Source organism: Herbaspirillum hiltneri N3 (assembly GCF_001267925.1).
Lineage (GTDB): Bacteria > Pseudomonadota > Gammaproteobacteria > Burkholderiales > Burkholderiaceae_D > Herbaspirillum > Herbaspirillum hiltneri.
In genome coordinates this window covers 3,155,538-3,180,173 of the sequence record NZ_CP011409.1, presented here as the reverse complement: position 1 = coordinate 3,180,173, position 24,636 = coordinate 3,155,538, and the positions used below count along the sequence as shown (strand labels likewise).

The 24,636-nt window shown below is 62.6% G+C and carries 25 protein-coding genes; 15 read left to right on the top strand and 10 right to left on the bottom strand.

Features of this window, described 5'->3' with window-relative positions; translation table 11 throughout:
* Positions 1-80 precede the first annotated feature (80 nt).
* The 7 genes from F506_RS14455 (at position 81) to F506_RS14425 (ending at position 5,753) form a co-directional block, all read left to right on the top strand.
* Complete coding sequence (locus F506_RS14455; protein ID WP_053198519.1) at positions 81-1,058, top strand: sulfonate ABC transporter substrate-binding protein; 978 nt, start codon at positions 81-83, stop codon at positions 1,056-1,058.
* Positions 1,059-1,140: 82 nt separating this feature from the next.
* The gene (gene ssuD, locus F506_RS14450; protein WP_053198517.1) at positions 1,141-2,316 is read left to right on the top strand and encodes an FMNH2-dependent alkanesulfonate monooxygenase; all 1,176 of its coding nucleotides are present in this window, start codon (positions 1,141-1,143) and stop codon (positions 2,314-2,316) included.
* A 9-nt stretch (positions 2,317-2,325) separates the two neighbouring features.
* Positions 2,326-3,162 carry an aliphatic sulfonate ABC transporter permease SsuC gene (gene ssuC / locus F506_RS14445; protein WP_083457899.1) on the top strand — a complete coding sequence of 279 codons (837 nt, stop codon included), beginning with the start codon at positions 2,326-2,328 and terminating at the stop codon, positions 3,160-3,162.
* Positions 3,163-3,176: 14 nt separating this feature from the next.
* Entirely contained in the window at positions 3,177-4,043 is an 867-nt protein-coding gene (locus F506_RS14440; RefSeq protein WP_053201644.1) for an ATP-binding cassette domain-containing protein, read from the top strand.
* Positions 4,044-4,075: 32 nt separating this feature from the next.
* On the top strand, positions 4,076-4,291 hold the full coding sequence (locus F506_RS14435; RefSeq protein WP_007884497.1) for a TOBE domain-containing protein: 216 nt from the start codon (positions 4,076-4,078) through the stop codon (positions 4,289-4,291).
* A gap of 24 nt (positions 4,292-4,315) precedes the next feature.
* Positions 4,316-5,158 carry an EAL domain-containing protein gene (locus F506_RS14430; protein ID WP_053198515.1) on the top strand — a complete coding sequence of 281 codons (843 nt, stop codon included), beginning with the start codon at positions 4,316-4,318 and terminating at the stop codon, positions 5,156-5,158.
* Between the two features lies 1 nt (position 5,159).
* The gene (locus F506_RS14425; RefSeq protein WP_053198513.1) at positions 5,160-5,753 is read left to right on the top strand and encodes an RBBP9/YdeN family alpha/beta hydrolase; all 594 of its coding nucleotides are present in this window, start codon (positions 5,160-5,162) and stop codon (positions 5,751-5,753) included.
* A gap of 324 nt (positions 5,754-6,077) precedes the next feature.
* On the opposite strand, the gene F506_RS14420 is transcribed toward F506_RS14425, so the two are convergent.
* Positions 6,078-6,833 carry an SDR family NAD(P)-dependent oxidoreductase gene (locus tag F506_RS14420; RefSeq protein ID WP_053198511.1) on the bottom strand — a complete coding sequence of 252 codons (756 nt, stop codon included), beginning with the start codon at positions 6,831-6,833 and terminating at the stop codon, positions 6,078-6,080.
* Between the two features lie 152 nt (positions 6,834-6,985).
* On the opposite strand from F506_RS14420, the gene F506_RS14415 reads away from it, so the two are divergent.
* Entirely contained in the window at positions 6,986-7,882 is an 897-nt protein-coding gene (locus F506_RS14415; RefSeq protein ID WP_053198510.1) for an AraC family transcriptional regulator, read from the top strand.
* Positions 7,883-7,885: 3 nt separating this feature from the next.
* Here F506_RS14415 and F506_RS14410 read toward each other — a convergent pair whose 3' ends face one another.
* The 7 genes from F506_RS14410 to F506_RS14380 form a co-directional block, all read right to left on the bottom strand.
* A complete protein-coding gene (locus tag F506_RS14410; RefSeq protein WP_053198508.1) occupies positions 7,886-9,343 on the bottom strand; it encodes a mannitol dehydrogenase family protein in 1,458 nt (485 codons plus the stop codon).
* Between the two features lie 12 nt (positions 9,344-9,355).
* On the bottom strand, positions 9,356-10,234 hold the full coding sequence (locus tag F506_RS14405; protein WP_186447152.1) for an ABC transporter permease: 879 nt from the start codon (positions 10,232-10,234) through the stop codon (positions 9,356-9,358).
* A 29-nt stretch (positions 10,235-10,263) separates the two neighbouring features.
* Positions 10,264-11,145, bottom strand: coding sequence for an ABC transporter permease (locus F506_RS14400; RefSeq protein ID WP_083457896.1), 882 nt, complete (start codon positions 11,143-11,145; stop codon positions 10,264-10,266).
* Positions 11,142-12,242, bottom strand: a complete 1,101-nt coding sequence (locus F506_RS14395) for an ABC transporter ATP-binding protein (RefSeq protein ID WP_053198506.1) — start codon at positions 12,240-12,242, stop codon at positions 11,142-11,144. The genes F506_RS14400 and F506_RS14395 overlap by 4 nt, the downstream gene beginning before the upstream one ends.
* A 136-nt stretch (positions 12,243-12,378) precedes the next feature.
* The gene (locus tag F506_RS14390) at positions 12,379-13,554 is read right to left on the bottom strand and encodes an extracellular solute-binding protein (protein ID WP_407638244.1); all 1,176 of its coding nucleotides are present in this window, start codon (positions 13,552-13,554) and stop codon (positions 12,379-12,381) included.
* A 161-nt stretch (positions 13,555-13,715) separates the two neighbouring features.
* The gene (gene uxaC / locus F506_RS14385; RefSeq protein WP_053198502.1) at positions 13,716-15,137 is read right to left on the bottom strand and encodes a glucuronate isomerase; all 1,422 of its coding nucleotides are present in this window, start codon (positions 15,135-15,137) and stop codon (positions 13,716-13,718) included.
* Between the two features lie 107 nt (positions 15,138-15,244).
* Positions 15,245-15,985 (bottom strand): FadR/GntR family transcriptional regulator, encoded by a 741-nt coding sequence (locus F506_RS14380; protein WP_053198499.1) that lies wholly within the window; start codon positions 15,983-15,985, stop codon positions 15,245-15,247.
* Positions 15,986-16,446: 461 nt separating this feature from the next.
* Here F506_RS14380 and cysT point away from each other — a divergent pair, with 461 nt between their 5' ends.
* The 4 genes from cysT to F506_RS14360 are packed head-to-tail and all read left to right on the top strand — an operon-like array spanning position 16,447 to position 20,294.
* Positions 16,447-17,304, top strand: coding sequence for a sulfate ABC transporter permease subunit CysT (gene cysT / locus F506_RS14375; RefSeq protein WP_053198498.1), 858 nt, complete (start codon positions 16,447-16,449; stop codon positions 17,302-17,304).
* Position 17,305: 1 nt separating this feature from the next.
* A complete protein-coding gene (gene cysW, locus F506_RS14370; RefSeq protein WP_053198495.1) occupies positions 17,306-18,235 on the top strand; it encodes a sulfate ABC transporter permease subunit CysW in 930 nt (309 codons plus the stop codon).
* Between the two features lie 14 nt (positions 18,236-18,249).
* The gene (locus F506_RS14365; RefSeq protein WP_053198493.1) at positions 18,250-19,362 is read left to right on the top strand and encodes a sulfate/molybdate ABC transporter ATP-binding protein; all 1,113 of its coding nucleotides are present in this window, start codon (positions 18,250-18,252) and stop codon (positions 19,360-19,362) included.
* The gene (locus F506_RS14360) at positions 19,359-20,294 is read left to right on the top strand and encodes a CysB family HTH-type transcriptional regulator (RefSeq protein ID WP_053198492.1); all 936 of its coding nucleotides are present in this window, start codon (positions 19,359-19,361) and stop codon (positions 20,292-20,294) included. The genes F506_RS14365 and F506_RS14360 overlap by 4 nt, the downstream gene beginning before the upstream one ends.
* Positions 20,295-20,332: 38 nt before the next feature.
* Here the strand turns inward: F506_RS14360 and F506_RS14355 are convergent, their stop codons facing one another.
* Complete coding sequence (locus tag F506_RS14355) at positions 20,333-21,328, bottom strand: SDR family NAD(P)-dependent oxidoreductase (protein WP_144424060.1); 996 nt, start codon at positions 21,326-21,328, stop codon at positions 20,333-20,335.
* A 117-nt stretch (positions 21,329-21,445) separates the two neighbouring features.
* Here F506_RS14355 and F506_RS14350 point away from each other — a divergent pair, with 117 nt between their 5' ends.
* On the top strand, positions 21,446-22,354 hold the full coding sequence (locus F506_RS14350) for a LysR family transcriptional regulator (RefSeq protein ID WP_053198487.1): 909 nt from the start codon (positions 21,446-21,448) through the stop codon (positions 22,352-22,354).
* Positions 22,354-22,977 carry a tRNA-uridine aminocarboxypropyltransferase gene (locus F506_RS14345; protein WP_053198485.1) on the top strand — a complete coding sequence of 208 codons (624 nt, stop codon included), beginning with the start codon at positions 22,354-22,356 and terminating at the stop codon, positions 22,975-22,977. Before F506_RS14350 ends, F506_RS14345 begins: the two co-directional genes overlap by 1 nt.
* Here F506_RS14345 and F506_RS14340 read toward each other — a convergent pair.
* Positions 22,958-23,425, bottom strand: a complete 468-nt coding sequence (locus F506_RS14340; protein ID WP_053198483.1) for an Lrp/AsnC family transcriptional regulator — start codon at positions 23,423-23,425, stop codon at positions 22,958-22,960. The genes F506_RS14345 and F506_RS14340 overlap by 20 nt on opposite strands.
* Positions 23,426-23,568: 143 nt before the next feature.
* On the opposite strand from F506_RS14340, the gene F506_RS14335 reads away from it, so the two are divergent.
* A complete protein-coding gene (locus tag F506_RS14335; RefSeq protein ID WP_053198482.1) occupies positions 23,569-24,630 on the top strand; it encodes an ornithine cyclodeaminase in 1,062 nt (353 codons plus the stop codon).
* Positions 24,631-24,636: the final 6 nt, after the last annotated feature.

The window sequence follows — 24,636 nt, the reverse complement described above, 5'->3', positions numbered from 1 at the left end:
CGCAAGATCCACGATCCGCTGCAGGAGCGGAGGGGTCCTGCTACGCCAAATTACACAAAACAACCGTTACGGGAAAACAGATGAGTGCACCACAACGCTTCACCAGACGCCGTACCCTCGGACTGCTGTCCGCGCTAACCACGTTTAGTATTGCCGTCGCCGGCCTCGGCCTCGGCAATTTCGCTGCCGCGCAATCCAAGCCGGTGCTGCGCATCGGCTATCAGAAAGCCGCCAGCACGCTGGTGCTGCTCAAGGCGCACGGTGCGCTGGAAAAACGCCTGCAAGCGCAAGGCGTGGAAGTTAAATGGGCGGAATTCGCCGCCGGTCCGCAACTGCTGGAAGCGCTCAATGTCGGCTCGGTCGACTTCGGTTATGTCGGTGAAGCACCGCCGGTGTTTGCCCAGGCCGCAGGCGCAGACTTTGTCTACACCGCGTATGAAATCCCGACGCCGGACGCCGAAGGCCTGCTGGTGAAAAAGGACTCGCCGATCAGGAGCGTGGCCGAACTGAAAGGCAAGAAAATCGCCTTCAACAAGGGTTCCGACGTGCACTGGCTGGTGGTCGCCCTGCTCAAGAAAGCAGGCCTCGATTACAGCGACATCCAGCCGGTCTACCTGGCCCCGGCCGACGCGCGCGCGGCATTTGAAAAAGGCGCCATCGATGCGTGGGCCATCTGGGATCCGTTCCAGGCCGCCGCTGAAAAGCAGATCGGCGCACGTCGCCTGGCTACTGGTGTAGGCGCAGTCAGCCATCACCAGTTCTTCCTGAGCGCGCGTCCGTTCGCGGAAAAGAACGCCGCCGTCCTCAAGGTATTGCTGGAAGAAATCACCAAGGAAGGCCAATGGATCCGCGCCAACACCAAGGAAGCCGCCGCCCAGCTCGCGCCTATCCAGGGGCTGGACACCGACGTCATCGAAGTCAGCCTCAAGCGCTATGAACACATCTTCCGGCCGATCGACGTCAAGGTGCTGGAAGAGCAGCAACGCATCGCCGACGCCTTCTTCGAGCTCAAATTGATCCCGAAAAAACTCAGCGTCAAGGACGCGGTGCTGAAGTAAATACGCAAGAAGGATGCGCCGGCTTTCAACAGACCGGCGCACCGCCGGTCTTGCCTGATACCGATATCGATTGGAGTTTGCAATGAATGTTTTCTGGTTTATCCCCACGCACGGCGACAGCCGCTACCTCGGCACCGCAGAAGGCGGCCGCCTGGTCAGCCATGACTACATGAAGCAGGTCGCGGTCGCCGCCGACACCCTGGGATACGATGGCGTGCTGTTGCCGACCGGACGTTCCTGTGAAGACGCCTGGGTCACCGCCGCCAGCCTGATCGGTGAAACCAGGCAATTGAAATTCCTGATCGCGGTGCGTCCCGGCCTGAGCGCACCGACGCTGTCGGCGCGCATGGCGGCAACCTTCGACCGCCTGTCCGGCGGCCGCCTGCTGGTCAACGTCGTCACCGGCGGCGATCCTGCCGAGCAGGAAAGCGACGGCATCTTCGGCACCCACAAGGAGCGCTATGAAATCTCCGACGAGTTCCTCAAGATCTGGCGCGATGTCCTCGGCAAGACGCACACCGGCGGCGAAACCAATTTCGAAGGCAAGCACCTCAGCGTCAAGGGCGCCAAGGCGCTCTATCCGCCGGTGCAGGCGCCATACCCGCCGCTGTATTTCGGCGGTTCCTCGGACGAGGCGATCGACCTTGCAGCAGAGCAGGTCGACGTCTACCTGACCTGGGGCGAGCCGCCTGCAGCCGTGGCGGAAAAGATCGCCACCGTGCGTGCACGCGCAGCCAAAGCCGGCCGCACCTTGCGTTTCGGCATCCGCCTGCACGTGATCGTGCGCGAAACCACAGAAGCGGCCTGGCGCGCCGCCGACGAGCTCATCAGCAAGCTCGACGACGACACCATCGAAAAGGCGCAGAAGACTTTCGCCAGGATGGATTCCGAAGGACAGCGTCGCATGGCCGCGCTGCATGGCGGCAAACGCGACAAGCTGGAAGTCAGCCCGAATCTCTGGGCCGGCGTCGGCCTGGTCCGTGGCGGCGCCGGCACCGCGCTGGTCGGCGACGGTCCGACCGTGGCGGCACGCCTGAAGGAATACGCCGACCTCGGCATCGACACCTTCATCCTGTCCGGCTACCCGCATCTGGAAGAATCGTATCGCTTCGCCGAACTGGTGTTTCCGCTGTTGCCGCGCAAGCAGAACGAAACGCTGCCCGGTTTCAACCTGACCGGTCCGTTCGGCGAGATCGTCGGCAACACCCACGTGCCGCCGCCGGCCGCCAAGCCGGCCCAGCAGGTTTCGGAGAGTTAAGGAGCCCTCATGAGTGCAAGCATCGCCAGCTCTACCGCCGATACGCCGCGCAAGATCGCTGCCTCAAAGCGCAATGGCAATGGCAACGGCTTCGGCGCCACCCAATTATTGTCCTGGGCCTTGCCGGTCGGCCTGATCGTCGTATGGCAAATCGCCGCGCAACTCGGCTGGTTGTCCAGCCGCATCCTTCCCGAGCCTTGGGCGGTGTTGCGCGCGGCCTGGAACCTGGCGCGGTCGGGCGAGCTGTGGACGCATCTGGGCGTGAGCACCGGACGTGCCGCCTCGGGCTTCGCCGTCGGCGGCGGACTGGGCCTGTTGCTGGGCCTGTTGACCGGCACCTTCCGCCAGGCCGAAGTGCTGCTCGACACCACGCTGCAAATGGTGCGCAACATCCCGGCGCTGGCGCTGATTCCGCTTGTGATCCTGTGGTTCGGCATCGATGAAACCTCCAAGCTGTTCCTGGTGTCGGTCGGCGTGTTCTTCCCGATCTACCTCAATACTTTTCACGGCATCCGCTCGGTCGACAAGGGGCTGCTCGAGATGGCGAAGAGCTACGGCTTGTCAGGCTGGCCGCTGTATCGCGACGTGATCCTGCCCGGCGCATTGCCGTCGATCCTGGTCGGCGTGCGTTTTGCCCTCGGCCTGGTGTGGGTGCTGCTGATCGTGGCGGAAACCATTTCGGCGCAGGCCGGCATCGGCTACATGACCATGAACGCCCGCGAATTCCTGCAAACGGACGTGGTGCTGGTCGGCATCCTGCTGTACGCGCTGCTCGGCAAACTGGCTGACGTGCTCGCGCGCAGCCTGGAAAAATTCTGGTTGCGCTGGCATCCGGGCTATCAATGAACAAGGGCATTGCGATGCAAAACAATCCTGCCGAGAACACGCAAGTGAAGAATGCCGCCGAACGCCGGTCCGCGACGCCGACCCGCGGCGTGCGCGTCGCCATCAACGGCCTGTCGAAATCCTATGCCGGCCGCGAAGTGCTGAAAGCCGTCGCGCTCGACGTCAGGCCGGGTGAATTCGTCGCCATCGTCGGTCGCAGCGGTTGCGGCAAGAGCACTTTGCTGCGCCTGATCGCCAAGCTGGAAACAGCGACCCACGGCGAAGTCGTATTCGGCAAGGACGCCGGCGGACGCCAACCTGGCTTCGCGCCGGAGACCCGCATCATGTTCCAGGATTCGCGCCTGCTGCCGTGGAAGCGCGTGCTCAGCAACGTCGCGCTGGGCCTGCCCAAGGCGGCGTTGCCCTCGGCATCGCAAGCCTTGCGCCAGGTCGGCCTGGAAGAGCGCGCCGGCGAATGGCCGGCCGTGTTGTCCGGCGGCCAGCGGCAACGCGTGGCGTTGGCGCGCGCCTTGGTGCACGACCCCGAACTGCTGCTGCTGGATGAACCGCTGGGCGCGCTTGATGCGTTGACCCGTATCGAGATGCAGCAGCTGATCGAATCGCTGTGGCAAAAGCGCGGCTTCACCGCTGTGCTGGTTACGCATGACGTACAGGAAGCGATCGCGCTGGCCGATCGCGTGGTGCTGATCGAAGACGGCAACATCACACTCGACCAGATCATCGACCTGCCGCGTCCGCGTGCACGCGGCAACCCTGCGTTTGCGCAGATGGAAGAGTACATCCTGTCGCGCGTGCTGCAACATCCGGCCAATGCGCCGGACAGCGCGCTCGGCGATGTCTCGCTGCAGAAGACCGTCAATCAGGTGCAGTGGGCAATTTGATTTTTTTAACGCAGTCCCTTTAGGAGCTCAGCATGACCATTCAAGCCATCAACGTCCGCAATCAATTCAAGGGCAAAGTCAAAGCCATCATCGAAGGCTCCGTCGTCTCCGAAGTCGATGTCGAAACACCTGCCGGTATCGTCACATCGGTCATCACCACACGCTCGGTCAAGGACCTGGGCCTGGTCATCGGCAGCGAAGTCGTCGCATTGGTCAAGGCGACCGAAGTGTCGATCGCCAAGCTCTGATCCGATTGCATTGCGGAGCCATCGATGAAGTATCAAGCCCTGGAAAAATATCTTGCCCGCCTCAATGGGGCTGTGAAGGAGGAGTCCAGGGTCTGGCTGGATGCGGAAGGGCGGGCGCAGGGAAAATATTTCAATACCACGCTCACTTCCGCGTTCCAGCCGATACGCGTATTCGGCAGCGCCGGCACGCCGGACGCCGCCATCGTCGCGCATGAAGGTTTTGCGCGCAGTTATTCCGAAGACGACAGCGGCCTGCATCTGTGGCGCCTGCTTGACCAGGCCGCCAGCGATGACGAGTCGGTCGAATTGGACCGCCTGTGCCGCATGTTGCACTCGATCAATTTCTATCGCCAGGTGGAGGATGACGTCAATCTGCATCTGAGCGTGCATGCACGTTTGCTGGCAGCGGTCGACAGCAATCACGGCATCGCTTTCCGCCGCATCCTCAATCTGCTGGAGCTGCCGCACGACAAGATCGTGCTGCAGATGCCGGTGGTGACGCAGAACCAGGGCTGGCTGCTCAACTACGTGCTGGACAATTACCGGCGCAACGGCTTCCGGCTCGGGATCAGCGCCGCCGACGCGCGCGACGCGCTGGCCTTGCTGGAGAAGGTCAAGCCCGACATGATCAAGGTCGACGCCCGCGAGCTGGCGGATGAAGAGGCCACTGAAACGCTGTTGCGCCAGGCCGGCGCCCACGGTATCCGCGTCGTGTTCAAACGCGTCGAGAATCCGGAAGTATTCGCGCGGCTGCAGGAGTTCGGCGGCAAGCTGGGTACGCCGGTGTATGCTCAGGGTTATCTGTGGGATACGCCGAAATCGAGTTTGGCGCTCCCGCTTCCTGACTCCGAAAGCAAGGTGGCCTGACATGGGCAAGACGACCGCAAAAACTCAAGGCAGCACGGTTGTTGCACGCATCGCGGATTTTCGCGTGCTGGTGGCGCCGGGACTTGACGGCAGCGGTCCCGAGCATTGGCAGTCGCGCTGGCAGCGGCTGTATCCGGCCTTTGAGCGGGTCGGGCAGGATCGCTGGGATGTTGCCGATTTGCCGGTGTGGTCGGCGCGCTTGCAGGAAGTGCTGGCGCAGGACGCCCGGCCAACCGTGATCGTCGCGCATAGCTTCGGTTGCCTGACTACCGTGCATCGTGCGGGCATTGATGCCGGCCATATCGTCGGTGCGCTGCTGGTGGCGCCGGCGGATCCCGAAAAATTCAAGGTGGCTGATGTTGTGCAGGTGCGGCTGCCGTTTCCTTCGGTGGTTGTCGGCAGCACTGACGATCCCTGGATGTCGGCGGAACGTGCGGAACATTGGGCGGGCGTGTGGGGTAGCGAGTTTGTCAATGCGGGTGCGGTGGGGCATATCAATACTGCGTCCGGGTTGGGGGATTGGCTGGCGGGGCAGGAGGTGTTGGCTGAGCTGGTTAGGCGGGTTGGTAACACCAATTCTGTGGCTTCTGCTTAGGCTTGATTGTTAATTTTCTCGTAACTGAATCTTTTCGCTCTTCGGACGACCGTGGTTGCCGGGGGCGGCCCGGCAGCCGCTCACTTTTCTTGCTTCGCCAAGAAAAGTAAGCAAAAGAAGGCGACCGCGATTCGCCGCCCCGCTGCGCGGGGTTCCCGTTGATGCCACGCACAAATCGGGAAGGGAAACAAACTCGCTTCGCTCAGACAAGTTTCCCTTCTTTATCCGATTTATGCGTGGCATCAACGGCAGCTCATAAGCGGAACTTCTTTTTCGGCTCGCTTCGCATTGCCTTGGGTGGCTCGCCTCCGGCATCGCGATTGCTTAAATTCCTTGTCCGCCGGACACTTCAATTCTTTGTGCCGTCACCCAGCGATTGTCCTTCGACAGCAGGCTGGCGATCATCGGGCCGATGTCGTCCGGTACGCCTACGCGGCCTAGTGCTGTCATTCCTGCAAACAGTTTGTTGATGTCCGGGTTGTCGCGTACCGCGCCGCCGCCGAAGTCGGTTTCGATGGCGCCGGGTGCGACCGTGTTGACTGCGATGCCGCGTGCGCCCAGTTCCTTTGCCATGTAGCGCGTGAGCACTTCCACCGCGCCTTTGGCGGCGGCATAGACCGCGTAGCCGGGGAACGAGGTGCGCGTCAGTCCCGACGACAAATTGACGATGCGGCCGCCGTCGGCGATCAGGGGGAGCAGGGTTTGCGTCAGGAAATACACGCCTTTGAAATGTACATTCACCAACCCGTCGAACTGCGCTTCGGTGGTGTCGCCGATCAGGGCATAGTCGCCGTGGCCGGCGTTGTTGACCAAGTGATCAAAGGTGTCGCGTGACCACGTGTCGCGCAAGGCTGCGCGCAGGCGTTCGGCGAAGGCGGCGAAGGCGGCGACGTTGCCGGTGTCCAGTTGCAGGGCGACGGCTTTGCGGCCCAGCGACTGGATTTCGGCGACCACGGCTTGCGCTTCGTCGCTGCGGCTGTGATAGGTGACGACGACGTCGCCGCCGTGGCGGGCGATGCTGAGGGCGGTGTTGCGGCCGAGTCCGCGGCTGGCGCCGGTAACGAGGGTGATGCTGGTCATGAGGTGGCTCCTGTGCTGATGCGTTGATGGAAGCCGCAGTATCGAACGCAGGGGACGGGCCCGGTTACCCGAAACTCGACGTTCCTTGCCTGATCCTCCAGGCCGCGCGCAAGTCGCGTGCAAGACTATCGCCGGCGAGGTAGGCTTGCACCATGACGACCTTGCTCAATACCGTACAGCGCTACGCCGACGCCCATGCCGACCGGGAGGGATTGGCGCGCACCTCCATCGCCGGGCTCACCATCGTGCGGGCGACGGAGGTCAGCGACCTGCTGTATGCGATTTCGCGGCCGCTGGTTTGCCTGGTCTTGCAGGGGAGCAAGCATGTCGCCATGGGGGCGCAGGCCTTCGCGTTCTCGGCCGGCGATTCGCTGCTGATCACGGCCGACGTGCCGACGGTCAGCCAGATCACGCGCGCGAGCCTGGCTGCGCCCTATCTGTCGCTGGTGCTGGAACTCGATCCTGCGGTGATCGCCGATCTGGCGATGCAGATGGAGGCCGCGCCTGCGGCTGCACAGGCTCCCGTGCGCGTCGATCCGACCGATGCCGAAGTCGCCGACGCCGCGCTGCGCCTGATGCGCTTGCTCGATCGTCCGGCCGCGTTGCCGGTGTTGCAGGCACAATTGACGCGCGAGCTGCATTACTGGCTGCTGGCCGGCAAGCATGGCGCCGCGATTCGGAATCTGGGATGGCCGGACAGTCAGGCGCGGCGCGTGGCGCGGGCGGTGGAAGTGTTGCGAAGCGACTTTGCGCAGGCCTTGCCGATAGAGCGCCTGGCGGCGGTGGCGGGCATGAGTCCGTCGTCGTTCCATCAGCATTTCCGCAGCGTGACCTCGTTGTCGCCGCTGCAATTCCAGAAGCAGTTGCGCCTGATCGAGGCCCGGAGGTTGATGCTGGCCGACGGCGTCAGCGCCAGCAGCGCGGCGTTTGCAGTCGGCTATGAGAGCGTGCCGCAGTTTACGCGCGAATACGGCAGGATGTTCGGCCTGCCGCCGGCGAAGGATACCGAAGAGGCGAAGAGCAAGGTGCGCGCTTCCGCTGCCGTCTGATCGCTACACGCCGATTTCTTGCAGCGCCTTCAGCACGCCTTGTTCTTCGATGTCGCGCAGGCATGTCTTCACTGCGGCAACAAATTCCACCCGTTTGGCAAGATCATTACCGAACACGGCTTCCATCGCCAGCAAGGCGTCCACGCACGCGTCAACATCGGCGATGCGTGCCGCCGCCTGCAGGGATTCCGCCAGCGGATCAGAGACCGGATACGCCAGCCCGGCTTCATCCTGTCCGCGCAGGTAACGCATCCATCCCGCTACGGCAAAACACAGTCGCGCGCAAGGCAGTCCCGCATCGAGGCGTGCGCGGATGGTGCCGAGCAGGCGCTGCGGCAATTTTTGCGAACCGTCCATGGCGATCTGCTGCAGGCGATGTTTCAGCGCCGGATTGCGGAAGCGCGCCACCAGTTCGTCGCGATATTCATCCAGGCCGGGGCGTTGCAGCGTCGGCGCGATTTCCTGCGTCATCATCCGTTCGAGGAAGCCGCGCAGGTCATCGTCGCGGATCGCCTGGTCGACGGTTATAAAGCCTGCCAGCGAACCCAGGTAAGCGAGGCTGGAGTGGCTGCCGTTGAGCATGCGCAGCTTGGCGTGCTCGTAGGGTTCGGCTTGCTCCACCAGGGTTGCGCCGGCAGTTTCCCAGGCGGGTCGCGGACCGGCGAAACGGTCTTCGATCACCCACTGAGAGAACGGCTCCGTCACCACCGGCCAGGCGTCGTCGACGCCCAGGCGCGCGGCGATGGCGACGCGATCTTCTTCGGTGGTCTTGGGCACGATGCGGTCCACCATGGAGTTGGGGAAGGCGCCATGCAGGGAAATCCATTTCGACAAGTCCGCATCGACACGCTCGGCAAACGCCAGCACCAGTGCGCGCGAGGTGTTGCCGTTGGATGGCAGGTTGTCGCAGGACAGTACCGTGAACGGCGGCAAGCCTGCGTCGCGTCGCTGGTCGAGCGCACGCACGATGAAGCCGACCGCCGAGCGCGGCGCATCGGCGTGCGCCAGATCGTGGACGATGTCGGGATGATCGAAGCGCAAGGTATTGGACGCCGGATCGTGGCAATAGCCTTTTTCCGTCACGGTCAGGCTGACGACGTGGCAATGCGGATGGCGCATCGCCGCCAGCACGGCGGCAGGCGATTCCGGCGCCACCAGGCTGTCGACCAGCGAGCCGATGACGCGCAATTGTTCGCCTTCCGTGCCCCTGATGGCGAGCGTATAGAGATGGTCCTGCGGCGCCAGCGCATCGCGCGTTTCAGCGCTGCGCAGCGAGACGCCGACGATGCCCCAGCGCAGATCGCCTTGCGCCAGCACCGTGTCGGTGTAGACCGCCTGGTGCGCGCGATGGAAGGCCCCCAGCCCGAGGTGCACGATGCCCGGCAGCAGGGCGGCGCTGTCATACGCTGGCAGCGCTGCCTGCTTGCCTGTCTGCGGCAGTGTTTGCTTGTTCAGCTTCATTGTTTTCCTGCGTCAGGTTTGCGGATGTTCTTTGACGCGCGACACCAGTTGCGTCGGGCTGACAAAACGCATGGCGATCAGCAGCCAGATCAATGTGACGATCATGTACACCATCGCCATCGCATCGATCGATTGCGAAGCGCGCACGCCCGCCGCGAACACCGAGTAGTACAGCGCCACCACCAGCGTCTGCGTATCCGCGCCGGCGGTCAGGAAGGTCAGTTCGAACATCGCAATCGTGCGCACCAGCACCAGCAGCGAAGCGGCCAGGATGCCCGGCGCCAGCAGCGGCACCAGGACATGGCGGAACATCGTGAAGGTGCGCGCACCGAACACGCGTGCGGCCGACTCCAGGTTCGGATCGATCTGCTCGATGAACGGCGTCATCACCAGGATCACGAACGGCAGCGCCGGCAGCAGGTTGGCGATGATCACGCCGGGCAGGGTGCCGGCCAGGTGCAATTCATACATCAGCGTCGCCAGCGGGATGCCGTAGGTGATCGGCGGGATCATCAGCGGCAGCAGGAACAGCCCGGTCAGCAGTTTCTTGCCGCGGAAATTGCGCCGCGCCAGCGTATAAGCGGCCGGCACCCCGATCAGTATCGACAGCACCACCACCGACAGCACCACCTGCACCGTCACCAGCAGTACGTCGCCGAGCTGGAATTCCTGCCAGGCGGCGGAATACCATTCCAGCGTCCAGCCATTCGGCAGCCAGGTCCCGAGCCAGCGCTTTGCCACCGAATTGGTGGCGACCGAAGCGATCATCAGGCCGACATTGATCAGGAAGAAGGTCATCAGGCCGACCACCAGCCCGCTCCAGGCGCGGCTGGCCCAGTGTGTGCGGCGTTTCGGCGCCGGCTGTCGCGAGATCGATTGCGAAGTCATCATGGGAGAAGTAGTTGTAGCTTGTGTCATGGTTAGCCTTTGCCGCCGGTGACCGGTCCGCGATAGAACAGATTGCGCGCGCCGAGCACGATCACCACCACGCCCAGTTGCACCGCACCCATGATCATCGCCACTGCCGACGCCATGGAATAGTCATAGTTTTCAAACGCTGCTTCATACGCCGCAATCGAAATCACGCGCGTCGCCCCGGCCGGCGATCCCAGCAGTACCGCCGACGGGAACACCGAGAACGCCTGCACGAACGACAGGCAGAACGCCATCGCCAGGCCCGGCAGGATCAGCGGCAAGATCACGTAACGGAACTGGTTGAACGGATTGGCGCCCAGCGTCGCCGCCGCGCGCGGCAGCACCGGATCGATGCCGGTGATGTAGGACAGGATCAGCAGGAAGGCGAACGGGAAGCCCGAGATCACCAGCGAGATCAGCACGCCCGCATAATTGTGCGTCAGGCGGATCGCGCCTTCATAGATATGCAGCGTCTGCAGGATCTGCGCGAACCAGCCCTTGGGGCCGAAGTAGGTCAGCATGCCTTCGGCGATCAGCACCGTGCCCAGCGTGATCGGGATCACCAGGATGGTGGTGGCGATCTTTTGATACGGCGTCTTGTGGCGCAAGCGATAGGCCACGGGAACGGCGATGAGAATATTGATCAGCGTCGCCGGCAAGGCCAGCTTGAGCGTCACGCCGATGGTCATCCACAGGTTGTCGGTGTTGAAGAACTTGATGTAGTTCGACAGCATGCCGCCGCCTTCGAGCGGCTGGAACGACAGGATCAGGCCGTGGATAAACGGATAGACGAACACCGCCAGCATGAAGATCACCGCCGGCGCCGCCATCCACATGGCCGGGTCGCGCCAGCGCGCACCGGCAGTTTGCGAGGACGTCAGCATCATGCCACCTGTTCGGAAGGATAGGCCAGCACGCGATCGGCTGCGACCGCGACGCGAATGGTTTCGCCTGGAGAGGCTTTGCCTTCGGCGCGCACATAGAGGCGCGTATTGTCCTGTGTGCGCAGCATGAACAGCGACTCGCGGCCGTAGTATTCAACAGACTCCACGCGCGCGCTGATGCTGTTGGAAGGATTGCTGCCGTCGGCGCAGATGCTGAATTCTTCCGGGCGGATCGATACCGCGGCGCGGGCGTTCAGGCGCATTTTCGGAATGCCGACCAGATTGATGCCGGGGCCGGCCAAAGACACTGCCTGCCCATCCTGCGCAACCACGTCCAGAATCAACTCGTTGCGATAGCCCATGAAGCGCGCTACGGCGAGATTCGACGGCTGGCCGTAGACTTCCGGCGGCGTGCCGATCTGCTGGACCTTGCCGTCCTTCATGACGACGATGCGATCGGCCAGCGACAGGGCTTCATCCTGGTCATGCGTGACGTACAGTGTGGTGCGGCCGAGTTCGCCGTGGATGCGGCGGATCTCGGAGCGCATTTCCAGGCGCAGTTTGGCGTCGAGATTGGACAGCGGCTCATCCATCAGGATCAGCGGCGGTTCGATGACGATGGCGCGGGCAATCGCCACGCGTTGTTGCTGGCCGCCGGACAACTGGCCGGGCAGCTTGTTCATGTGTTGGGCCAGTTGCACCAGGTCGAGCGCACGCTTGACGCGGGTCTGGATCTCGGCGGCAGGCGTGCCGCGCATGAGCAGGCCGAAACCGACGTTCCTGGCGACCGTCATGTGCGGGAACAGGGCGTAATTCTGGAACACCATGCCGAAGCCGCGCTGTTCGGGCGGCAAGGTGTCGATGCGGTGATCGTCAAGATAGATGCCGCCGTCCGACAAGGGCAGCAGGCCGGCGATGCAGTTCAGTGCGGTCGACTTGCCGCAGCCGGAAGGGCCGAGCAGGGCGATGAACTCGCCGCGCGCAATATCCATCTGCAAACCGTCCAGCGCGGCGATCTGCGGCGCATCGGTAGTTTTAGCCGGGCCGCCAAAGCGACGTGTCACGCGATCCAGTCGCAATGTCTTGAAGTCAGGTTTCATGCTTGCCTCTAATTGATCGTAATGAGCCGGGCGGCGCGGAACTGCTGGTCGCCGCCCGGCTTGTCTCTGCTTTTGTTCTGCTGCGGTTGCGTTTCCAAACCTGTTCATGACCTCGCAGTAAGATCATGAGCAGGTTTTATTTAAACTTCTGTGCGCCGACTTGCTCATCCCAGATACGGAATGCCTTCACCATCACCTGTGCATCCAGCGGTTGCACGTGCGGGAATTTGGCGATCCAGTCGGCGTACTCGGCGCGGCCGAATTCCTTGAGCGTGTCCTGACTGGCCTGCGGCGCCATCGTCACCGGCACGTTCTTGATTGCTGGGCCGGGATAGAAGTAGCCCTTGTCATAGGTCTGCGCCTGTTGCTTCGGTTGCAGCAGGTAGGCCATCACGTCCAGCACCACGGCTTGCTTGGCCGGAGCCAGGCCCTTCGGCACGATCATGTAATGAGTGTCGTTGACCCAGGTCATGTTCTTGAAGGCGCCGACCTTGAATTCCTTTGGCACCACACCCAGTGCGCGCGGGTTGATGTCCCAGCCGGTCACGGTGACCGTCATGTCGCGCGAACCTTCGCCGAGTTCCTTCATCACGGCGCCGGTGCCGCCGGGGTAGTACTCGATGCAGGTGTTGAGTTCCTTCAGGTAAGCCCAGGTCTTGTCCCAGCCCTTGACCGGATCTTTCGGATCCTTGTCGCCGAGCAGGTAAGGCAGGCCCATCAGGAAGGTGCGGCCGGGGCCGGAATTGGCCGGGCGGGCGTAAATCAGCTTGTTCGGATTCGCCTTGCACCATGCCAGCAGTTCCTGCGGCGTACCCGGCACTTGCTTGACCTTGTCGGGGTTGTATTCCAGCAGCGGACCGGCCGGCATGAAGGCGACGGCCAGGCCCTGGTTATGCGCCAGCTCCTGCATCTTCTTCACTTCCGGCAGGTAGTTCTCGGTCAGCGGCGCGAACTTGGCGTTGTTCTCGGGCAGCAGCGTGACCCACAGATTCTGTTCGATGCCGGCAGCGAGAATATCGGTGCCGCCGAGGACCAGGTCGATGTCGCTGCGCTTGGCGTTTTGCATCGCCTTCAGCTTGCTCGGCAGTTCCGGCGCCGGTGCTTTGGTGAAAGTGAATTTGACGTTGGGATGCGTGGTCTTGTAAGACTCGATGGCCTCCTGCAGCAGCGCGAGCGAACCGGCGACGTCGACCACGTTGATGGTGACCGCAGCCTGTGCGTGCGCAGCCGGGCTGCCGGCCATGGCAGCCATGCCGAAGCCGATGGCGGCGGCCAGGACGGTGCGGCGCGTCGCCTTGTGCAGGGTATTCAAAACCTGTTTCATTGTTGTCTCCTCCTAAAAGTTATCTGTGGGGTATCGGGATAAAGCTGACGTCTTGTGACGCTCTGATGAATCTTCAAACCGTACTGCTATTGCGATGGCTCTCTTTCAAAAACGGTGTTCGGAACTTGGCGGCGAATGCGTTGAATGCGTTACAAGCGGTAGGCCCGCTTGGCCAGCCGGTAAGTCAGGTCATGGGCCAGCTCGAGCGCTTCGTCTTCCTGCAGCCGATGTTCGGCGACGAGCCGCGCCAGGTAGCCGCAATCGATGCGGCGGCTGACGTCGTGGCGAGCCGGGATCGACAGGAAGGCGCGGGTGTCGTCGTTGAAGCCGACCGTGTTGGCGAAGCCGGCGGTCTCGGTGGTCAGCTCGCGGAAGCGGCGCATGCCTTCCGGCGCATCGAAGAACCACCATGCCGGACCCAGCTTCAAGGCCGGATACACGCCGGCCAGCGGCGCCAGTTCGCGCGAATAACTGGTTTCGTCGAGCGTGAACAGAATCACCGACAGGCGCGAATCGAGGCCGAAGCGATCCAGCAGCGGCTTGAGTGCGCCGACGTATTCGGTCTGCATCGGGATGTCGAAACCCTTGTCGCGGCCGAAGCGCGCCAGCATCGCCGGACTATGGCTGCGCCAGCAGCCGGGGTGTATCTGCAGGACCAGGCCGTCGTCGATGCTCATCGCCGCCATCTCGGTCAGCATCTGGGCGCGGAACAGCTCGGCTTCGTCGCGGCTGATCTTGCCCGAGAGCGCCTTGTCGAACAGCGCCTTGCATTCGGCCAGAGGCAGGTCGGCGGTGCGTGCGCTCGGATGGCCATGGTCGGTCGAGGTGGCGCCGTGCTCCTTGAAGAAGGCGCGGCGCACGCGATGCGCTTGCAGGTAGCCTTCCCAGGTGCGGGTGTTTTCGCCGGTCAGTGCGCCGAAGCGTTCGACGTTGGCGGTGAAACCTTCAAATTCCGGATCAACCACCGGATCGGGACGGTAGGCCGTCACGACGCGGGCGCGGCCCTTGGCCGTCTGCCAGGGATCATTCTTCAGCTTGCCGTGATGCGCCAGCGGGTCGAGCGGCGACTCGGTGGTGGCGATGACGTCGATGTTGAAACGCTCGAACAGGGCGCGCGGACGAAACTCGGGACGCTGCAGGCAGGCGTCGATGTGATCATAGAGACGGTCGGCATTGGCCTCGGTCAGGCCTTCTTCGAGGCCGAACACTTCCTCGAACACGTGATCGAGCCACATGCGCGACGGCGTACCGCGAAACAGCGGCCAGTGTCTGGCCAGGATGCGCCAGATGCGGCGCGGATCGGCTTCGACCGCGCTGCCGTCTCGGGCCGGGATGCCGAGATCTTCCAGCTTGACGCCCTGGCTGAACAGCATGCGGAAAACATAATGATCAGGCTGGATCAGCAGCGCCGAAGGATTGGGAAAGGCGGCATTGTCGGCGAACCAGGCCGGATCGGTGTGGCCGTGCGGGCTGACGATGGGCGCATCCTTGATCTCTTGATAGAGACGGCGCGCGATCGAACGCGTATCGGCGTCGGCGGGGAACAGTCGGTCTGGGTGCAGCAATGGCATGTCGTCTCCTGATTTGCTGATTTCTTCAATCTGGCTTCATCGCTACAGCATCCTCGGCTCTGTCTGACCGGCCTCTGGCGGATGTGCTGCGGTTTTCAATCCTGCGCCTACTCCTGGTGATGCGGCATGTAAGCCTTGCCGCCGCCCCAGCCACGCGAGAACTCGGTGGTCACACGTTCAAGGTGGGCGTGCATGGCCTTGCGCGCTCCTTCGGGATCGCGGTCGACGATGGCCTCGAGGATGCGGCGATGGTCGACCAGCGTCTGCTGGCGCAATTCTTCGGTATGGAAATGTTCTTCCATCTTGATCCACAGGCGGCCGCGCTGGTCCCACAGGTTTTCGATCACGCTGACCAGCGCGCTGTTGCCGGTAGCGCGGGCGATCGAGAGGTGGAAAGTGCGGTCGGCTTCTTCATTGTTGGGCCGGTCGTGATAGAAGCGCTCCATGTCGTTGAGCGCGCGCAGGATGGCGTCGAGGGCGCCGTCGGTGGCCATGCGCGCCGCGATCGCCGCGACTTCGCCTTCGATCATGCAGCGCGCCGACAGGATCTCGAACGGACCCGGGCCGATTTCCTGGATGGCCGGCGCCGCGCCTTTCTTTTCAATCACGTAGATGCCGGAGCCGCCGCGCACTTCGATCACGCCGGTCAGTTCCAATGCGATTAGCGCTTCACGCACCGAGGCGCGGCTGACCTTGAGTTGCGCCGCCAGGTCGCGTTCCGACGGCAGGCGACCGCCGGCCGTCATATGTTCGTCACGGATGTACGCCTGAATGCGATCGGCGACCACGCGATACAGGCGCGTTTCGGGCGCGCTGAGTTCGGCAAGGGCTGTGACGACTTTGAGCATGGCAGGCGGAGGGAAGGCCCCCTTGAAAATTGGTCAGGCCATTCTAGTTTGGCCTGACCAATATTGCAATATGGTCTGGCCGATTTATTTTGTGGTGTGCCGAAGCCTTGTTTTATATGGCTTACAGGCCTGTAAGAAATGGATTTTGCCTATTGTAAAGTGGTCAACCACTTATTGATTTTCTTAGTGGTCAGTCGTCGGATGACTATGTCTGAAGCGACTTTTGAGCAGGTGAGAGGGGGGCGCTTTTATCCTTCGGACGTCAAAACGAGACGCTCTTCCTTATGCGTAAAGTTTCTATAGACATGCAAAAAAATTCCTTCTGTTTATAACAATGCAGTGCGAATATCGTCGCTCATTAGTCGTATTTGTAATAAAGGATTCTCCGGCTGTTGTTGCTCTGACAGGTATTTGTGTGTGCCGCAGCCATCCGGGGAAGACAATAAAAAGGAAGTGCAAGCGTGACCGTCTCCATTGCCACGAACAAGAAAGCGCCGTTCCGGGTGTTGCCGGGCTTCCGCCTGTCGCTCGGTTTCACGCTGTTCTATCTCACCCTGATCGTATTGATCCCGTTGTCGGCGGTTTTCCTCAAGACCTTCACGATGACCTGGGATGCTTTCGTCAGCGCCGTGACCTCGCCGCGCGTGATGGCGTCGTATCGCCTGACGTTCGGCGCTTCGCTGCTGGCGGCGCTATTGAATGTGATTTTTGGCGGCATCGTGGCCTGGGTGCTGGTGCGCTATAAATTCCCCGGCAAGCGCATCATCGATGCGCTGGTCGATTTGCCGTTTGCGCTGCCGACCGCGGTGGCGGGCATTGCATTGACCACGCTGTATTCGCAGAACGGCTGGATTGGCCGTTACCTGGTTCCGCTCGGCATCAAGGTCGCGTTCACGCCGCTGGGCGTGCTGGTGGCGCTGACCTTCATCGGTTTGCCGTTCGTGGTGCGCACCGTGCAACCGGTGCTGGAAGACGCCGAGCGCGAGCTCGAAGAGGCTGCCGCCAGCCTGGGCGCTTCGCGCCTGCAGACTTTTGCGCGCGTGATTTTCCCAACGGTCTTTCCTGCGTTATTGACCGGCTTTGCGCTGGCCTTCGCACGCGCCACCGGCGAATACGGCTCGGTCGTTTTCATCGCCGGCAACATGCCGATGGTGTCGGAAATCACGCCGCTGTTCATCATCACCAAGCTGGAGCAATACGACTACACCGGCGCGACCGCCATCGCCGTGGTCATGCTGATCGTGTCGTTCGCCTTGCTGCTGACCATCAACCTGTTGCAAGCCTGGGTGCGCAAGCGCGGCCAGGCCGAGAAAGTCTGACATGAGCACCGTCATTACTCCGGGCATTGCCGCGTCCGCCGCCGCAGTAGCACCGCGCGGCGAACCCGCCTATACGCCGGCCGCCACGCTGGAGCCGCTGTGGGTGCGCATCGTGCTGATCGGGATCGCCTTCGCCTTCCTGACCCTGTTCCTGTTCGTGCCGCTGGTGGCCGTATTTTATGAAGGCCTGAAAAAAGGCTGGGACGTCTACATCGACAACATCATCGAACCGGACGCCTGGTCGGCTATCAAGCTGACCCTCCTGACCGCCGTCATCGCCGTGCCGCTGAACCTGGTGTTCGGCGTGACGGCGGCGTGGTCGATCGCCAAATTCGAATTCCGCGGCAAGAACATCCTGCTGACGCTGATCGACCTGCCATTCTCGGTGTCGCCGGTGATCTCGGGTCTGATCTACGTGCTGCTGTTTGGCCTGCAGGGATACTTCGGTCCGTGGCTGCGTGAGCACGACATCAAGATTCTGTTTGCGGTGCCGGGCATCGTGCTGGCGACGGTGTTCGTGACTTTCCCGTTCGTGGCGCGCGAACTGATCCCGCTGATGCAGTCGCAGGGCAGCGAAGAAGAAGAGGCCGCGCTGGTGCTGGGCGCCTCCGGTTGGAAGACCTTCTGGCATGTCACGCTGCCGAATATCAAATGGGGTCTGCTGTACGGCGTGATCCTGTGCAACGCCCGCGCCATGGGCGAGTTCGGCGCGGTGTCGGTGGTGTCCGGCCATATCCGCGGCGAGACCAACACGATCCCGCTGCAGGTGGAAATCCTCTACAACGAATTCAATATCGTCGGCGCATTTGCGGTGGCTTCGCTGTTGGCCTTCCTGGCATTGGTGACGCTGGCGATCAAGAGCTTTATCGAGTGGCGTCTGCATAAGCAGTTGACCGCACACGTCGCCCACCCCGGCGCAGATCTGGAATAAATCAGGAGCTGAGCATGAGCATCGAAGTCAAAGACATCAACAAGCGCTTCGGCAATTTCGTCGCGCTCAACAACGTATCGCTGAATTTTCCCGCAGGCGAACTGACTGCCTTGCTGGGACCGTCCGGCTGCGGCAAGACCACGCTGCTGCGCATCATCGCCGGGCTGGAGTCGCCCGATGCCGGCCAGGTTCTGCTCGACGGCGACGATGCCTCGGCGCGCCATGTGCGCGAGCGCCAGGTCGGTTTCGTGTTCCAGCACTATGCCTTGTTCAAACACATGACCGTGTTTGAAAACATCGCCTTCGGCCTGCGCGTGAAACCGCGCGCCCAGCGTCCGTCGGAAGCACAGATCCGCGACAAGGTCACCAGCCTGCTGGAGCTGGTGCAGCTCGACTGGCTGGCCGATCGCTATCCGCCGCAACTCTCCGGCGGCCAGCGCCAGCGCATCGCCCTGGCGCGCGCATTGGCGGTGGAGCCGCGCGTGCTGCTGCTGGACGAGCCGTTCGGCGCGCTCGATGCCAAGGTCCGCAAGGAACTGCGCCGCTGGCTGCGCCGCCTGCATGACGAGCTGCATGTCACCAGTATTTTCGTCACCCACGATCAGGAAGAAGCATTGGAAGTCGCCGACCAGATCGTGCTGATGAACAAGGGCAACGTCGAACAGATCGGCTCGCCCGGCGAGGTCTACAACCATCCGGCGTCGCCGTTCGTCTACGGCTTCCTCGGCAACGTCAACCTGTTCCGCGGCCGCGTGCACGAGGGTGTGCTGGAAGCCGGCGGCGTCACCTTCGACGCGCCCGATCATGCCCAGGCACAGGACGAAAAAGGCATCGGATACGTACGTCCGCACGACCTCGAAGTCGATCGCTACGCACCCGGCGCCGAAGGCATCGTGGCGCAGCTCAGGCGTTCGCATGCGATCGGTCCGCTGGCGCAACTGGAACTGGAGCGCAACGACAATGCAGAACTGATCGAGGCCGTCATTTCCAATGAACGCTTTGCCCAACTGAATCTGAAAGACGGCGAAACGCTGGTGGTGCGACCGCGCCGCTTGCATGTCTTTGTAGATAAGTTCGTCGACAATGCGGCCTCTGCCGAGGTCGCCCGGAATAAGGATGCACGATGAATTTCCAACAACTGCGCTCGATCCGCGAAGCCGCCCGCTGCGGTTTCAACCTGACGGAAGTCGCCAACGTACTGTTCACCTCGCAACCAGGCGTGAGCCGCCAGATCCGCGAGCTGGAAGAAGAACTCGGCGTCGAAATCTTCGAACGCAACGGCAAGCGCCTGACCGGACTGACCGAGCCTGGCAAGGGTATCCTGCACATCATCGAGCGGCTGTTGCTGGAAGCGGAAAACCTGCGCCAGGCCAGCCAGGAATACGCCGGCGAACAAAGCGGCACGCTGACCATCGCCACCACCCACACGCAGGCGCGCTATGTGCTGCCGCGCGTGGTGCAGGCGTTCCGTGCGGCGTTCCCGCAAGTGCGCATCGCGCTGCAACAGAGCGCGCCGGAACATATCGCGGAATGGGTCATGTCGGGCAAGGCCGATGTCGGTATTGCGACCGAAGGCCTGAGCCAGTTCAAGGACCTGGTGTCCTTTCCTTGCTACACTTGGCATCACGTCATCGTGGTGCCGCAAGGCCATCCGCTGCTGGCGCTCAAGCATCCGATCACGCTGGAAGAGCTGGCGGCGCATTCGCTGATTACCTATGACGTCGGCTTCACCGGTCGCGGCCACATCGACGACGCCTTCCGCAAGGCAGGCATCGAGAAGGACATTGTGCTAACCGCAATGGACTCGGACGTGATCCAGCAATACGTCGCCCTTGGCCTGGGCGTCGGCATCGTCGCCTCGATGGCGATAGAGCAGGGCAAACATCACGGCCTGCAGGCGATCGAAGCCTCGCATCTGTTCGCGCCCAACATCACACGCCTGGCAGTGCGCCGCGGCGCCTACTTGCGCGCCTACACTTACGACTTCATCCTGCAATTCGCACCGGAACTCAAGCGCGCCGACATCGTGGCAGCGCTTAATGAGCCGAGTTCGCATTGAGATTCAACGCGACCGTCTTCCTCCGACGGCGGTCGCATTCATGCCGCGCGCGGCCGGACGTCGGCTTGCACCGGCAGGCAGCCTAGTCCTCGCAAGGTAGCGCGCACGGCTTCATCAAGCGGCGTGTGCGGTTCTTCCCCAAGCGCCTGCAGCAGGCGTGTATTTTCCATGCGCACCGGCTGTTGCCAGAGATAGCGCATCTCCTTCATTTCGCGGAACAGCGGTACGAACGGCGCGGCCGGACCGAGCAGCCACCACGGGAAGCTGCGCACCGGCAGCCGCGCGTTGCCGAGCACGCGGCGGATCGCGTCTACCATCCGGGTGCCGTCGGGATCCCAGTGGCCGTTCATGTGGAAGCGCGCGAAGGTCTCCAGCGACGCTTCTTGTTCCAGCAGGCGCGAGATGGTTTCGGCGAGGTCGGGCAGGTAGGTCCATTGATGGCCGATGCCGGTCTTGCCTGGATAGGTGATGGCTGCCGGTGTCTTGCCCGGCTTCACCAAGCCCTGTGAAAACCAGTTGTTGCCGGCATGCGGGCCGAAGAAATCGCCGGCACGCACGATCAGGCTGCGCAGGCCGGCGGCCGCTGCGGTCTGCAGGCGCTGTTCCATCTGTACGCGAATGGCGCCCTTGCGCGTGACCGGATGCTGCGGCGAATCGACGTGCAGCTCGGGCAGGGCGTCCGGACCGTAGTTGTAGACCGTGCCCGGCAGCACGATGCGCGCACCGAAGGTCTGGGCGGCGGCGATGCTGTTGTCCATCATCGGCAGCACCAGTTCGGCCCAGCGCCGGTAACCGGGCGGATTGACTGCATGCACGATCACGTCCGCGCCGCGCGCGGCGGCCACCACGTCGGCGCGCTGCATGGCGTCGCCGCTGATCCAGTCGAATTTATGCATGCCGGGCCGCAGGGCGATCTGCTGAGCCTGGCGATGCAACGCGCGGACATGCCAGCCGCGTGCATGCAGGCGGTGCGCCATTTCACCGCCGATGCCGCCGGTGGCGCCGAGGACCAGTACATTTTTTCCGTTTGCCATCATTCACTCCTGGTTGTTTTCTGCGATTTGCTGCGATCGGATTGCGATGAGGCAGTGTCGGATAAATGCAGGTTAAATGGAATTGGTTAAAAGGATGGTGGTGTTATACTTATTTGTATGGATAAAAAGACCGTCGCCGACCCCGGTTGGGAGTTGTACCGCTCTTTCCTGGCAGTGTTGCAGGAAGGCTCGCTGTCTGCCGCCGCGCGTTCGCTCGGGCTGACGCAGCCGACTATCGGCCGTCACGTCGATGCGCTGGAGCAGGCGGTCGGTTTTGCCTTGTTCACGCGGTCGCAGCATGGCTTCATGCCGACCGAGGCGGCGCTCAGCCTGCAGCCGTACGCCGAAAGCCTCGCCGCCACGACAGCGGCGCTGATGCGCGCGGCCTCAGAGCATGGCGGCGCCGGGGAACAGGTGCGCGGGACCGTGCGCATCACCGCCAGCGAAGTGATTGGCGTGGAAGTGCTGCCCCCTATCTTGCTGGCGCTCAAACGCAGCCATCCCGAATTGGTGATCGAACTGGCCCTGTCGAGCCGCATCGAGGACTTGCTCAGGCGGGAAGCCGACATCGCCGTGCGCATGGTGCAGCCGACCCAGGAGGTGCTGGTCGCGCGCCGCATCGGGGCGATCGAACTGGGCCTGCACGCGCACAAGGATTACCTGGCGCTGCACGGCACTCCGAAAGATCTCGCGCAGCTGGATCGGCACGCTGTCATCGGCTTCGATAAGGAAACCGCTTTCATCCGCAGCGCCGCCAAACACATGCCGGCCTTGCGCCGCAGTCAGTTCGCGCTGCGCACCAGCAGCGACATCGCGCAGCTGGCGATGATCCGCGCCGGTTACGGCATCGGCTTTTGCCAGACACCGCTGGCGCGACGCGATGCCAACCTGGTGCGCGTGCTGGCCAGGCAGTTTTCGTTCAAGCTCGATACCTGGGTGGTGATGCACGAAGACCTGCGCAACAGCGCGCGCGTGCGCGTGGCTTTCGATGCGCTGGCGTCGGGCTTGCAGGAGTACATCAGGTAATGGACGCCGGTTCCGTATCCAAACGCGCCATGTGCGGACGTTGCCTGCGTGCACAGAGCAATTGCATCTGCAGCTGGATCCGGCCGGTGACGCCGGCTGCCCGGGTATTGATCCTGCAGCACCCGCTGGAAATCGCCCAGGCCAAGGGCAGCGGACGCCTGCTGCACCTGAGCGTGGCGGGCAGCGTGCTGGCGCACGGCGAGCGATTCGATGACGAGCTGTTGCGGGATTTGCTGTTCGGCGGGGGATTTCAGCCGGTATTGCTGTATCCGCACACGCCGGGCGAACCCGCCGGCGCCTTGCCCGATTTGTCCGCGCCGGAGCGGCTGCGGCTGGTGATCCTCGACGCCACCTGGCGCAAGAGCCGCAAGATGCTGCATTTGCATCCCTTGCTGCGGGCCTTGCCGCGGCTGCCGCTGATTGATCCGCCGGCCTCGCAATACCGCATCCGCAAGGCGCATCGCGCCGATCAGCTGTCGACGCTGGAAGCTGCCTGCCTTGCGCTGGGGCAGCTTGAAGATGACCACTCTCGATTCCTGCCGCTGCTGCAGGCTTTCGACGGTTTTGTGGCGCAGCAGGGGGCCTATGTTCCCGGCGGCATGCTCAATGGTGATCGAGTTTGATAGGCAGCCCCGACAGCGGTTTGACCTCTTCCAGGCAAATCATCGAGCGCAGCCCGGCCACGCCCGGCACCTGCATCAGCCGGTCGGTCAGGAAATGCGACAGGCTCTTGAGGTCGTGCGAGACCACCTTCAGCAGATAGTCGAAGTCGCCTGAAATCGTGTAGCACTCGACGATTTCAGGAAATGCGCGGATCACGCTTTCCACCTCGCGCACCTGCTTGAACTGGGCGCGGTCGAGCGATAGCGCGACAAACGCCGTGACGTCGAGCCCCACCGCAGACGGCGCCACCAGCGCGGCGTAGCGCCGGATCACCCCTTGTTCTTCCAGTACGCGAACGCGGCGCAGACATTGCGGCGGCGACAGGTGGATGTTTTCCGAGATGTCGACATTGCTCATGCGACCGTCCTGTTGCAGCAATTCAAGGATCTTGACGTCAAGTTTGTCCATGGAATCTCCCGTTTAGCTCGAACTATGAAATAAAACTGCATAAGCATGTCTTTATTTATAGGATAAAGAAAGCAAATTTCCAATGTTCATCTGTAAAATTTCTTTCATCACAGCAAGAGCGGCGTCAAGCCGCACCGTTCATCATGGTCAAGTACATCGGAACCCGGGAATTGCAGTCTTTCCTCGCCACGCGCCCGCTTGAGCAAGTCATCGAAGGGCTCTCGGCTTATATCAAGGCAGACTACCTGCGCTGGCAACAGTTCGACAAAACTGCGCGTCTGGCCAGTCATTCGGCCGTGGGCGTGATTGAACTGATGCCGATTTCGGACGGGCGGCTGTATTCCTTCAAATATGTGAACGGACATCCGCGCAACACGTCACATGGTTTGCTGACGGTGACCGCCTTCGGCGTACTGGCCGACGTCGGCAGCGGCTATCCGCGTTTGCTGAGCGAATTGACATTGACCACCGCCTTGCGCACGGCGGCGACCTCGGTGCTGGCGGCGCGGCACATGGCGCGGCCTGACAGCCGTGTCATGGCGCTGATCGGCAACGGCGCGCAGAGCGAATTCCAGGCGATCGCCTTCCATCGCCTGCTCGGCATCACCGAATTGCGCGTGTTCGACGTCGATGCGGAAGCCACCGACAAGCTGTGCCGCAACCTGCACGCGTATCCGCAATTGCGCATCGTGCGCGCCGGCAGCGTCGCCGCAGCAGTGCGCGGCGCCGACATCGTCACCACGGTCACAGCGGACAAGCGCCGGGCGGTGATCGTCACTGCCGACATGGTGGAAGCGGGCATGCACCTCAACGCCGTGGGCGGTGATTGTCCGGGCAAGACGGAGTTGCAGCGCGAAGTCCTGAGCAAGGCGCGCGTGGTGGTGGAGTTCGAGCCGCAATCGCGCATCGAGGGCGAGTTGCAGCAGATGCCGGCGGAGTTCGCCGTGACCGAGCTGTGGCAGGTGCTGGCGGGCGCGGCCAGCGGGCGCGCCGGCGATGAAGAAGTGACGGTGTTCGACTCGGTGGGTTTTGCGCTGCAGGATTTTTCGGCGCTGCGCTATCTGGACGAACAACTGGACGGACGATTCACGCAGCAGATTGACCTGGTGCCGGACCTGGCCGATCCCAAGGATTTGTACGGCGCCGCCGTGGACGGCGCGCCGACGGAAACACTCACTGCAGCACTGAACCTGCTGCATGCCTGAACCATG